Source organism: Dickeya zeae NCPPB 2538, from assembly GCF_000406165.1.
Classification (GTDB): domain Bacteria; phylum Pseudomonadota; class Gammaproteobacteria; order Enterobacterales; family Enterobacteriaceae; genus Dickeya; species Dickeya zeae.
In genome coordinates this window covers 708,322-721,052 of sequence record NZ_CM001977.1, presented here as the reverse complement: position 1 = coordinate 721,052, position 12,731 = coordinate 708,322, and the positions used below count along the sequence as shown (strand labels likewise).

Genomic DNA, 12,731 nt, shown 5'->3' with positions numbered 1-12,731 from the left:
ATTAAACACCTGTATAATTAGTTATATCTTTAATGAACTCTACTAGATATTCCCCACTCCACTTACAATCGAACTCATGAACGGGATAATCCGAGTTAAATACATTATTTATTTTAGAAGTACTATCTATTAAATTATCAAAATGAATAATGTATTCTTTATCTACTAAAATATTTAATGGCTTTATATCAGATACTATTGCTGGTCTATTGCAAGCCAATGCCTCCAATACAGGCAATCCAAGCCCTTCATTTAAAGATGGAAATAATAGCATTCTTGATTTCTTGTATAGCTCAATTTGCTTTAGTGTTGTAACAGAGTACCACCACTCAATCTTTTCAAGATTTATTGATTTGAAAAAACCCATCAAACTATCAAGAGAACAGCGAACTCCGCCAAAGATAATTAACTCATCTACATCAGTTTTATTAATTATCTCTGGCATATATTTTAACCCTTTTCTCTCATCAAAAGGGGCGGCTAGAATTATAGATTTCTTTCTTGGTTCAATGTCTGAATTTTCAATATCATTAAAACCGGCTGGTTTAAACGGTGGTAACGAGTATATCCTTTCACGTCTTGACGTAAACGAAGAGATCTGCTCCTTACTATCTTCTGATATAGATAGGATCATATCATAATACTCAAATCCCACTTTATGACGCCAGGCAAACTCTCTTAATGGGTGATTACCTATATCATGAAATGCATAAATATTAGGTATTGCATCTAAACCTATGCAAGCGACAGGACATGAGAAAATATTTTTATTTATATGTATCCAAGGTGCTGCAACTATAACAAAAGAATAATCTGTAGAAATCCGACTGCCGATACAACTCGTTGTATACAATGCCTTTATACTTGATTGACTATCTTTATAATTATTAGATGATATTTTTTTATAATATCTGATTTTGATTCACCCACCAAATAGTCACTAAAAAAACCGTTATTCACCACAAAATCACGACTAAAAACAACCTTATAAAAACTATCACAGAAAGAAATTTTTCTATGAATAACAAAATCGACATCAAAAATATTCTTTATAGCTTCAGAAAGAGATAATATATATCTCCTTACTCCATGATGAACTGTTAAGATGTCATCATCAATGATGAATAAAATTTTTGATTTTTTCATATAAACCGGTTCGTCTTCTCAATTTGTCTTTAATTGAATCTGGCAATCTTCGCCATACCGAGTACGCAATATAGAAAAGAATACGGCGTTTCCTTCCCGATACTCCACGACCATTGAGAGATGATGATGTTATATCAACGAATGTGGATGTATAGTCTAGAGGAATACCTATCGTCTTAGCCGATGAAAATCCATTGAATCTGGCAACAATACCGCTCTCTGATAGATGGAAAGCAAGCTCGACATCTTCAGCTTCATTGTGCAATAACAGACTGTTAAATAACGGATTGATAAAGATATTCTTCTTTATAACAATCAGACCACCATTAATAAAAGATCCAGGCAAAGCTAAATCATGATTTACAATATTGAGTGGCCTCTGCCATTTTTTCTCTCTATGCTCGAACGCTAAATAAGCAGGAAACTCCCTACCATTCTCATAGAATTGTTTAATAGTCAGAAAATCGAAATTGTAGCCAAAATTATCAAAACCGTCGAAGAAATCATCATTAACTATATATCGATCATGAAATATAGCAATGTTAGCCATTTCTGCCGCATTTATAATATTATTTTTCTTCTCAGATATTCTTGGCGAATCATCTTTTATTGCTGTATTAACATATTTAATAACTACTCTATCGATTCTTTTATCAACTATCTCTGGACCAGCAATAATAAATTCGATAGGTAAATTTTGGTGATTAGCCTTATTTATGCTTTCAATTAAGTTGAGAACAACATCTTCCTTTTTTCCATTAGAAAGAATGCCTATACTCCAACTCCTATCATTGTAATTTATAATATTATTTTTAATTATTTTAAATATTGATATGACTGCTCCATCCAAAAATTTACTTTGTTTTGTCAATATCACATTGATATTCTTATTTCTAAATAATTGTGATTTTAGATCAAACAAAGTTCCAAAGTGACTATCAACACTTCTTATAATTAAAAAACCATCATTACTCAGCAATCGTATAGATTCATCTAATACTAGCCGCCAACTATTACCATAATCAAATATATTTCCTGAAAATAAAAACACAACCTTATAGGTATCGTGATGAATAGGATCAGCACGGAAGTTCGTTGATAGAGATAAAGCCAACTGCTCACATTCTATAAATGGAAGAGTATCACCAACCCAAGCAATGTCACCTTCCATTCTGTCATTTATATATTCCTTAATGAACTCAAAAGATTTTGACTTATCTACACTCATGAATGAACTCTCATATTACACAGTCCGGCCCAGGATCTGTCTACATTTCTAATGACAGAAAATTTTTTTCTTCCCACATCGTGAAGTAATACATCTCTGAAAGAACTCAAGCCATATCCATCTGATGCAACCCCAAAGCTTAATATATATGCTCCCTGACATAGGTTATTGGTCAGATGAAATACAGATTTAAAATAGTTACCTTCATGGACAGGAGAAATTTTCTGACAATATGTATTAGTTTCAAAATAAATATTTCCCTTTGCATCTCTTATTTGAAATCCAATATGTAAGTCATCCGAAACATTCCCTATTTTCTCTATTTCAACAGCTATGGAAAACTCGGCACCTTCATCAATAGAATCGGTAGCTACACCCTCACAAAAGATCTGACCACTAATAAATTGAACAGGGGGTGAAAACACACTCTCATCATATTGAACAGCCAGTGAATCATTACTCTTCGAAAGATCTTCCTCATCATTGGACTCTTTCTTTATTTTTTTTAGATCAAGCTCATATCTCGCAATTGTTTCTCTGACATCACCAAATGCTTTTACCATACCATGGTCAATATATAATGCTTTATCGCATAGTCTATATATAGACCCCATATCATGGGTTACGAACAATAGCGTCGTACCCTTTTGTTTCATATCAAATATTCGATCAAAGCATTTTTGCTGGAAAAAAATATCACCAACAGCTAAAGCTTCATCGACTATAAGAATATCAGGTCGAACAGCCGTTGCCAGGCTAAAAGCCAGACGAACTTGCATACCGCTCGAATAGACTCGTACAGGTTGATCAATATAATCACCAATTTCAGCAAAAGACTCAATTTCTGGCATGAGTGCATTTATTTCATTGTAACTAATACCTAAGAGTTGCCCTGACATGTATACATTCTGTCTACCAGTAAAATCAGGGTGGAAACCTATTCCTAACTCAAGAAGTGCAGAAATTCTGCCAGATACAGATACGCTACCATTTGTTCCTGTGGTTGTACCCGTTATAATTTTTAGAAGCGTACTTTTCCCTGCACCATTAGAGCCAATAATACCAACAGACTCTCCAGCATGAATGTCAAAGTTTATATCTTTAAGAACCCATTTTAGTTCGTGTCTTTTAATATTAAATGGAGATATCCACTCTACTAGCCTAGACCACCTAGTGGGATACATCTTATAAGCTTTATTTAAACCGCTAATACTAATCATGGGCATTATAATTCATCCACAATTTCACCAGAATGTTTTCTGAAAAGAGTCAAGCCGAGCCAAACGAACACTCCCCCTACACATAGTGCAGGGATAAGTCCCCACCAATCAGGCCATACTTTTTTCACCATTACTGTATGACATGCTTCAATTATTCCTGTCATCGGGTTATAAGATAAAATGTTTTTAATCTTTTCAGGTAGGATATCTGATGTATATACTATTGGTGTAAACCAAAACCAAAACTGAACAACAATAGAAAAAAGTTGCCCAGCATCACGGAAGAAAACATTTATAACACCAACAGTAATGCCAATTCCAATAGCTAATAGGGATAAAACAAGTAATATTGGTATATATGATAATATCTCTATCCCTGGCATATTACCTGATAAAATTAAAAATATTAAAAATATAGAAAAACTTATTAAAAAGTTAACCAATGCACTCAGTATGGCAACTATAGGAAGGCATAAACGAGGGAATGTTATCTTCTTAAGAAGGTTTGCATTATCAATAAATGTATTTTGAGATCTAAGTACTATCTCACTGAAAAGGCCCCATGTTAGCAATCCAGAACACAAATATATACTATATCCAAAAGAGTTATCTATTCCAGGAACACGAGCCTTCATAACACCGGAGAAAATCACAGTATATACAATGATCATTGCTAAAGGATTAAGAATATTCCATACTGCCCCCAGCAGTGAGTTTCTATACCGACTTTGAAACTCTCGTTTAACACTACTGAGAATGAAACCCCTATATGCAATTATATTTCTTAATATCGTAATAGTCATTGGTATCTCTTTATCAACTCTTCAATTTCTTTTACTTTTTCCCATACCAATTCCTGGTGTGATTTTGTTTCTATATTCAACCGTAATAATGGCTCGGTATTAGATATCCGGATATTAAAACGCCATTCGTTCATATCCATACTCACGCCATCTATATGCTCAATATTGATAGCTTCCGATTTATAATAATCTTCTATTTTAGCTATAATATTATTAGCGCCAGCAACCTTATAATTTATTTCCCCACTGCATGGGTAGTTCTGCATCCTCAAACTAACTAGCTCAGATAACAAAGCCTTCCTTGAAGACAACAACTCTATAACCAATAACCAAGGGATCATGCCACTGTCGCAATAAGCGAAATCGCGAAAATAGTGATGGGCACTCATCTCACCACCGTAAATTGCATTTTCCTCACGCATACGCTCTTTAATAAAAGCATGTCCAGTTTTACTCTGAACGGGGAGCCCACCTGCTTTATTAACCACATCTATAGTATTCCAGATCAGCCTTGGATCATGGATAATCTTATCACCGGGATTTTTTGCAAGGAAAGCGTCAGCTAAGAGACCCACAATATAATAACCTTCGATGAAATCCCCATTTTCATCGAACAAAAAACAGCGATCAAAATCACCGTCCCACGCAATCCCCATATCGGCTCGATGTAATTTTACTGCATCTGACGTTGCGGAGCGATTTTCAGGTAATAATGGATTAGGAATGCCGTTAGGAAAGTGGCCATCAGGCTCATGATGAATCTTTATAAATTCCACGGGGATTTGCTGCTGTTGAAATCTTGCTTCAATCTCATCAATGACATGTCCTGCAGCACCATTCCCTGCATTGACTACTAATTTCAGCGGTTTCAATTCCCCCATATCAATATAAGACATGAGGTGATCAACATATTCATTTAGCAAAGAGCGTTTTGTATAATTGCCTCTGCGAGTAATGGTATTAAATTGACCTAGCACAGCCAAATCATGAATGTCATTTAATCCAGAATCACCACTAATTGGTTTAGCTCCACGCCCTACCAGTTTCATGCCATTATAATCCATTGGGTTATGGCTAGCTGTCACCTCAATAGCACCATCTATATCTAAATGGAAAGCGGCAAAATAGATCTCTTCAGTCCCAGTTACCCCAAGATCGATAACATCAACCCCGGCATCTCTTAAACCATCAGCCAATGATGATTTTAATTCTTCACTACTTAAACGAATATCGCCTCCGACAGCAACCGTTCTTGCATTCAAATATTGTCCAAATGCGCGACCAATACGATATGCGATATTTGTATTTAACTCACTCCCTAGTCGACCTCTAATATCGTAAGCCTTAAAACATGCAAAACTCATTGAATTATCCCCCCATTATCATCGAATCGAACAATGTCATCATCACCAAGGTATTCACCACTTTGTACCTCGATCATTACGAGATCTATAACTCCGGGGTTCTCAACTCGGTGCTGCTCACCAGCAAGAATATAAGTAGATTGATTAGTGGAAAGAAATATATTTTTGTTACCATTGACGATTTTTGCAGCTCCTGACATCACGATCCAGTGCTCACTTCTATGGTGATGTAACTGCATACTTAATTTGGCACCAGGTTTTACAACAATTCGATTAATTTTGAAATTATTCCCTTCTTCCAGGATGGTAGACGTCCCCCAAGGTCGGTGGACAGTTCGGTGAATTTTATAAGCTTGATGCCCTTTAGCTTTAAGCTGATTGTATATCGATTTAACATCCTGGCCGTTATCTTTACTCGCAACCAACAAGGCATCTGGGGTATCAACAATAACCAGGTCATTTACACCTACTGCACCAATAACTCTCTCATCGGCCTTGATGTAACAGTTGCTTACGTTATGAGTAAGCACCTCAGCACAACCTTCTACAGTATTACCATCCTTATCAAGGTCACCTAACTCTCCCAACGCTGTCCAGGAACCGATATCACACCAGCCGATGTCACAAGGAACAACTGCAACTTGTTTGGATTTCTCCATAACTGCATAATCAATAGATATGTCTTCAACCTGAGAAAAAGTTTCCATATCTAATTCAAGCTGTGTCGCACCACTACCTTCAAGGCGGCGAGAAACACTCATACTATGCTCAACATCAGCCAAAACCTGAGGGCATAACGTCTGCATCTCTTTGAGAATTGTTCCGCAAGCAAAGCAGAACATGCCGGAGTTCCACAAATAATCCCCTGACGCGACATATTCTTGAGCTTTACTGAGAGAAGGTTTTTCGACAAACTGCTCTACCTGGTTACCTTCGTATTTGATATAGCCATAACCTGTCTCAGGTTTCTCCGGTTGAATACCGAAAGTAACCAGTTTCGATTGTCCAGCTAACGAAGCTGCCTGAGAGACAGCAAAAGAAAAAGCTTCTCTATTTCTGATAAGATGATCTGCAGCCAGAATCATCAATACGGCATCATCGCCATATTTTTTATGTGCAAGCAGAGCTGCGGACGCAATTGCTGCGGCAGTATTACGCCCTACAGGTTCCAGGATATAAGAAATAGGAGTGGAACCTTTATACACTTCAGAAAAAGCATCAACAGCCTTAAAAAGCAATTCTTTGTTCGTGACAGTGATAATCTCTTTAACACCGTCAAATGATAACGCTCTAAGCAATGCCTTTTGAATCAAGCTTTCTCCATCCGATAAACGGATGAAAGGCTTCGGATGCTGTTCCCGAGATACTGGCCAAAGCCGTGAACCACTACCACCGCACATGATCACGGGAATAATTGCCGTTGACAAACCAACCTCCTGAACATGGTTCTCACCATGGTGGATTTAACTACCTAATACTTATTTGCGATCAAACAGCCCAAAATAAGCATACATTTCAGACGTAAAAGCCCCAAAAAGTACACAATCAAATATTTTTCCCAAAAACCCCTACATAAATATAAAGTTCAATATTTCTCTATGAGGAAAAATCTGCTAATGATGCAACTATTTGACAGAATTGCTTAATATTGTGACAGACAAAGACCCTTACTATTTTATTGCTCTCTGTATTAAAAAGCTGTCCATTATGAGGACCCACAAATGATAGATAACACCAGATCAGTGACTTAACTTGCACGCCCCAAAGATTACCGCCATTTGAGTGTTTTTTAGCCAAATGACTCTTGGTGAAAGCAAGCGATGATACTCAACAAAGTGACTAGGGCTTCAGGCATGCTACCGCCCTTGGGATTTAACCCACGCGTAGACACTGCCCTCAAATTGTCGTTGCACGTGTGATTCTGCTGAAAATATAGTCAGAAACAGGAAAAATAATTCGCGTATTTTACATGTCACAGCAAGGGAGGTGTAGCGCTATTGTCGACTCCCACCTTCCCCAAACCAAAAATTTACGCCTCATTCACAGCAATCGCCTGTGGCGTGAATAGAGTAAAATGGCCTTATGATCACAAATAAAAATAACGATTATTATTCTCATCTTAGATGAATTTTAGGCTAAAAATTTGACTAAAGAGATAATATGTTAATATATAAGATTATTCTGGAAACCATAAATGCAATAGAAACGATATCGCCTTTTAGGCTCTACAAATCGTCCAGAACGGGAATGCACCTATGCCACCGAGGAAACCGCGTTGAGTTCATCATACCGCTGCTGCGCCAGCATGACTTCATCGATGTTCCGCTCCGCCCAGTGGGTCAGTTCATGCACGGTCTTGACCAGTGTCTTACCCAGTGTAGTAATTGAGTACTCCACCGTCACTGGCACGGTAGCAAACACCTGCCGGTGAATCATGCCATCACGTTCCAGGTGTTTGAGCGTTTGTGACAACACTTTCTGCGATACGCCTTCAATATCACGTCTTAGTTGGTTGAACCTGACCGGCTCACATGCCAGCCGATCCAGAATCAGCAGCGACCATTTATTGGACAGACGATCCAGCACCACGCGCGCCGGGCAGGTTTTACTGTAAACACTGAATTCAGGCATCCTATGACCTCTGCTTTCCCAGTTAGTTAAGGTTTTATTCGGTATCTCTCGGTATCCCTACTTACCATAGCGCATGTTATTTCTTTTGGGGAGTTAGTTCTTTTCTGGATGGATAGTTTCTTTTTGATTGGATGGTTTCTATTGGAATGATAGTTTCTTTTTAAAACCTAATAAGGAGGGGAACTTACTTCACAAACCTTGCCAGTATTGAAAAGGAGCATGTGCCATTCCGTGCTTGCATCGTGCTGGAATGACACATCTTTTTGCTGTCTCGCCGGACTATTTGCTCATGGTATCTTTTTTATCTTTACCCATGTTATCCATCTTGCCCATACTGTCCTTCTTCATCTCGTCCGTTTTCATCCCTTCTTTGCACATGCCGTCTTTACACAGGCTGCTATGGGGTTTTCCCATCGCGTCTTTCGTCATTCCGTCGTGCGACATGCCTGCTTTTTCTTTCGTCATCCCGTCATGGCTCATGTTGTCGGCAGCCTGTACATTAGCCATCAACAATGTCGACAAAACGGCAGCAGCAATCATCATCTTTTTCATAGTATTTCCTTTTTTTGGGGTTAGTAGCCACCAAACCAGTTGTAACCTTGATCTTCCCAGTAACCCCCCAGGAAGCGGTTGGTGACTTCGATGGATAAAACATGCTTTGGATTTTTGTAACCGAGCTTAGTCGGGATACGGATCTTCATTGGGAAACCGTACTCGGGCGGCAGGATCTGGTTATCCCAGGTCAACGCCAGTAACGTCTGCGGATGCAATGCCGTCGCCATATCAATGCTGGTGTAGTAGTCGTCCGCACACCGAAAGTTGACGTACTGCGCTCGCTTATCTGCCCCGATCAGTGCTAAGAAATGATGAAACGGTACCCCTCCCCATTTTCCAACGGCGCTCCAGCCTTCCACACAGATATGACGCGTGATCTGACTCACCTGCTGCAGCCGATATAACTCCGGTAGCGTCCAACGACGGGTGTCCCGCACCAGACCCCGGACGTCAAGCTGATAGTCAAGACCATCAACCCGAGGAATATCTTCCTGGCCGTAAAAAGCGTTAAATGGGAAGGGGCGGGTAATGTCTGACTCGCGGTATTCCGGTGCCAGGTTGCGGGGGCTGAACAAGAACCCCTGCACCCGGTCATTAAAACGAGAGATAAGGGACAGCGTACTCTCGACACTTTCGTTGTTGCTGATATCACAACCGGTCAGCATCATGATGCCGCCCAGCGTCAGTCCCTGGCGTAACAGGCGACGGCGCTCTGGGCTGAGCAGTTTTTCGGCCTCTTTCACCAGATAGTGCGCGTCGCCATCGCTGAGAAAAGTGTTTTTCTTCATTGTATTATCCTCAGCGTCCCCTAAGCATGGCCAGCAGCGTGCGGGGAACCAGCAGCACCATCAGTAAATGGATAACCACAAACAACACCATCAGGTTCATGCAGAAAAAATGGACATATCGCGCGGTCTCGTAACCATCCAGCAAGTCTCGCAGCAAAGGTAATTGCACGGATTTCCACAACACCAATCCGGATAGCAACAACCCCATGCCCAACAGAATGGCACCCAGATAAGCCACCTTTTGTATGGCGTTGTAGTGGCTGAGATCGGTATGTTGAAGTTTGCCACGCAACGCCTGCGTCAGGTCATCCCGAAGATGGCGCAGCGACAGGGGAAAAAATTTGCGGCGAAAGCGTCCGTCAATCACGCCAAGCGTCAGGTAAACCACGCCGTTAACCACAAAAACCCACATCATGGCGAAATGCCACTGCAACGCGCCACCCAACCAACCGCCAAGCGTTAACACCGAAGGAAAGGAAAAATCGAACAGTGCAGAAGCGTTGTAGATACGCCAGCCGCTAAACAGCATGCCTGCAACAGCGATAGCATTAATCCAATGACAGCATCGCAACCACAGTGGATGAATATGTTCAGGATTGACAGAGGACATAGCCCGTACTCCATGAATGACAGGCCTGCATCATGGATCGGCGGCGATCACCACATCCTCACGGAAGTTTAAATAAAATGTGATAACTCGCGCTCCACGCCTGGGGTAAGCTTTGGCGAAAAGAGTGTGGGTAGAAAAGCCATGAATAGCGCAAGAAAAATACTGCTGGTAGAAGATGACCACGATATCGCCACGCTGCTGCGGTTAAATCTGCAGGATGAGGGCTACCAGATTAGCCATGAGGTGAATGGCGCGCACGCACTGGTTCAGTTGGAAAAACAGGTCTGGGATGCAGTAATCCTCGATTTGATGCTACCCGGCGTAGATGGGCTTGAGATTTGCCGCCGTATTCGTCAGATGACCCGCTACTTACCCGTGATCATCATCAGCGCTCGAACCAGCGAAACTCACCGGGTTCTCGGGCTGGAAATGGGAGCGGACGACTATCTGCCTAAACCATTTTCGGTGCTGGAATTAGTTGCCCGGGTCAAAGCCCTGTTTCGTCGTCAGGAGGCAATGGGACAGAATATCCGTATGGAAGCAGGCTCTGTTTCCCTTCACGGGCTGGATATCGATCCACTGGCACGGGAGGTATCACTGCATGGCGAGCCGATAGAGCTGACGCCACGCGAGTTCGATCTGCTTTACTGGTTTGCCCGCCATCCAGGAGAGGTTTTTTCACGACTGACACTGCTCGATCGCGTGTGGGGATATCAGCACGAAGGCTATGAGCATACGGTCAATACCCATATCAACCGACTACGAATCAAGATTGAACGTAACCCCGCCGAACCAGAGATTATCCTTACCGTTTGGGGAAAGGGATACAAATTTGCCGCCAACAAATCGGAGTCGCAGCCATGATCCGCCGTTTAAGCCTCAGCCAGCGTCTGACGCTCGCCTTTACCGCGATTCTTCTGCTGTGTGCTGTTACCGCCTGCGGCGTTCAGCTTTATAGCAGCAGCCAGTACGGTAATGCGATGGTCCAACGTCTCTCCGGTAGTCTGGCACAGCAAATTGTCAGCAGTGAATCACTACTGGACGCACAAGGCAGGGTAAACCAACTGTCGTTAAAAACCCTGTTTGACCGCCTGATGACGCTCAACCCCAGTGTCGAGCTCTACCTGGTTTCCCCTGATGGCCAGTTGCTGGCAGATGCCGCCCCACCGGACCATCTCAAACGCCAGCGTGTAGCTATCACTCCGCTGCAACGCTTCCTGAGTGGCGCGAGCTTACCTGTGTACGGCGACGATCCACGCAGCCCAAACAAGCAAAAGGTGTTTAGCGCCGCACCAATAAACCAAAACGGAGAACTGCGGGCCTATCTGTATATCATTTTGCAAGGCGAGGAGCTCAATGCACTGGCAGACAGCGCCTGGCAGAAAACGCTGTGGCGTACCGTGCTGTGGTCGCTACTGATGGTAGCTGGACTCGGCCTGCTGGCCGGCCTGTTGGTCTGGCGGTGGATAACGTGCCCGGTCAGAGAATTGACGACCGAAGTGCGTGGGCTTGAGCGAGATAGCATCAGCACTATCAAGCAGTTAGCGCAAAAGATACCAGAAAACCTGCCAACCAGCGAAGTGGCGCTACTGCGCAATACCTTCATTGAGCTGGCACGGAAAATCGTCAGCCAATGGGACCAGCTTTCGGACAGCGACAGACAGCGGCGGGAGTTTATTGCCAATATTTCACACGATCTGCGTACACCGCTCACCTCGCTGCTGGGTTATCTGGAGACCTTGTCAATGAAAGCGGAGACCCTATCGCCGGAAGATAACCGCCAATACCTGGCGATCGCCCTGCGCCAAGGCCACAAGGTTCGTCATCTGTCACAGCAACTGTTCGAACTGGCAAAACTTGAACATGGTGGAATAAAGCCGCAACTGGAGCGCTTTGCCATCGGTGAATTAATCCAGGATGTGGCTCAGAAATTTGATCTGGCTATCGCCACACGTCAGTTGCAGCTAAAAGTGGACATGCCACCGTCACTGCCACAGATATACGCAGACGTATCGATGATTGAACGGGTTGTAACCAACCTGCTGGATAATGCCATTCGGCATACACCGCAGGGAGGAACTATTCAGCTAAAAGTATGGCAAGAGCATCATCAATTGCAGGTGGAAGTGGCGGATAGCGGGCCGGGCGTCGAGCCAATATTGCGCGAGCAGCTGTTTCAGCGGCCATCGGCGCTCAGTCAACAAAGCGTTCGAGAGAACCGAGGTGGCCTCGGCTTACTCATTGTCCGGCGCATGCTCGAACTGCACGGAGGGGAGATCCGTCTGATTGACGCCGCAGTCGGCGCTAGCTTTCGTTTTTTCGTACCAATCTGAATCTATTCCTGTACCACGCGGTAAAACATGGGGAGCGCCCGCAGTTGAGACAA

Annotated in this window: 13 protein-coding genes; 2 read left to right on the top strand and 11 right to left on the bottom strand. The window is 42.4% G+C overall.

The window, feature by feature from the left end:
• Position 1: 1 nt before the first annotated feature.
• The 11 genes from DZE2538_RS03315 to DZE2538_RS03270 form a co-directional block, all read right to left on the bottom strand.
• A complete protein-coding gene (locus DZE2538_RS03315) occupies positions 2-853 on the bottom strand; it encodes a glycosyltransferase (RefSeq protein WP_152486117.1) in 852 nt (283 codons plus the stop codon).
• A 5-nt stretch (positions 854-858) separates the two neighbouring features.
• Positions 859-1,146, bottom strand: coding sequence for a hypothetical protein (locus DZE2538_RS20750; RefSeq protein ID WP_152486116.1), 288 nt, complete (start codon positions 1,144-1,146; stop codon positions 859-861).
• A complete protein-coding gene (locus DZE2538_RS03310) occupies positions 1,115-2,374 on the bottom strand; it encodes a hypothetical protein (protein WP_038915580.1) in 1,260 nt (419 codons plus the stop codon). The genes DZE2538_RS20750 and DZE2538_RS03310 overlap by 32 nt, the downstream gene beginning before the upstream one ends.
• Positions 2,371-3,600, bottom strand: coding sequence for an ABC transporter ATP-binding protein (locus tag DZE2538_RS21405; protein ID WP_038915579.1), 1,230 nt, complete (start codon positions 3,598-3,600; stop codon positions 2,371-2,373). Before DZE2538_RS21405 ends, DZE2538_RS03310 begins: the two co-directional genes overlap by 4 nt.
• On the bottom strand, positions 3,600-4,397 hold the full coding sequence (locus tag DZE2538_RS03300) for an ABC transporter permease (protein ID WP_038915578.1): 798 nt from the start codon (positions 4,395-4,397) through the stop codon (positions 3,600-3,602). Before DZE2538_RS03300 ends, DZE2538_RS21405 begins: the two co-directional genes overlap by 1 nt.
• Positions 4,394-5,761, bottom strand: a complete 1,368-nt coding sequence (locus DZE2538_RS03295; protein WP_038915577.1) for a phosphohexomutase domain-containing protein — start codon at positions 5,759-5,761, stop codon at positions 4,394-4,396. Before DZE2538_RS03295 ends, DZE2538_RS03300 begins: the two co-directional genes overlap by 4 nt.
• Positions 5,758-7,188, bottom strand: coding sequence for a mannose-1-phosphate guanylyltransferase/mannose-6-phosphate isomerase (locus DZE2538_RS03290; RefSeq protein ID WP_080638942.1), 1,431 nt, complete (start codon positions 7,186-7,188; stop codon positions 5,758-5,760). The genes DZE2538_RS03295 and DZE2538_RS03290 overlap by 4 nt, the downstream gene beginning before the upstream one ends.
• An 826-nt stretch (positions 7,189-8,014) precedes the next feature.
• Positions 8,015-8,392, bottom strand: a complete 378-nt coding sequence (locus DZE2538_RS03285; RefSeq protein WP_012883386.1) for a winged helix-turn-helix transcriptional regulator — start codon at positions 8,390-8,392, stop codon at positions 8,015-8,017.
• Between the two features lie 279 nt (positions 8,393-8,671).
• Positions 8,672-8,944 (bottom strand): hypothetical protein, encoded by a 273-nt coding sequence (locus DZE2538_RS03280; protein ID WP_019846271.1) that lies wholly within the window; start codon positions 8,942-8,944, stop codon positions 8,672-8,674.
• 20 nt (positions 8,945-8,964) lie between these two features.
• Positions 8,965-9,735, bottom strand: a complete 771-nt coding sequence (locus DZE2538_RS03275; protein ID WP_038915575.1) for a molybdopterin-dependent oxidoreductase — start codon at positions 9,733-9,735, stop codon at positions 8,965-8,967.
• A 10-nt stretch (positions 9,736-9,745) separates the two neighbouring features.
• Positions 9,746-10,345, bottom strand: coding sequence for a cytochrome b/b6 domain-containing protein (locus DZE2538_RS03270; RefSeq protein WP_038915574.1), 600 nt, complete (start codon positions 10,343-10,345; stop codon positions 9,746-9,748).
• A gap of 141 nt (positions 10,346-10,486) precedes the next feature.
• Here DZE2538_RS03270 and DZE2538_RS03265 point away from each other — a divergent pair, with 141 nt between their 5' ends.
• Both DZE2538_RS03265 and DZE2538_RS03260 read left to right on the top strand, forming a co-directional pair.
• A complete protein-coding gene (locus DZE2538_RS03265) occupies positions 10,487-11,209 on the top strand; it encodes a response regulator transcription factor (RefSeq protein ID WP_038915573.1) in 723 nt (240 codons plus the stop codon).
• A complete protein-coding gene (locus tag DZE2538_RS03260; protein ID WP_038915572.1) occupies positions 11,206-12,678 on the top strand; it encodes a sensor histidine kinase in 1,473 nt (490 codons plus the stop codon). The genes DZE2538_RS03265 and DZE2538_RS03260 overlap by 4 nt, the downstream gene beginning before the upstream one ends.
• Positions 12,679-12,731: the final 53 nt, after the last annotated feature.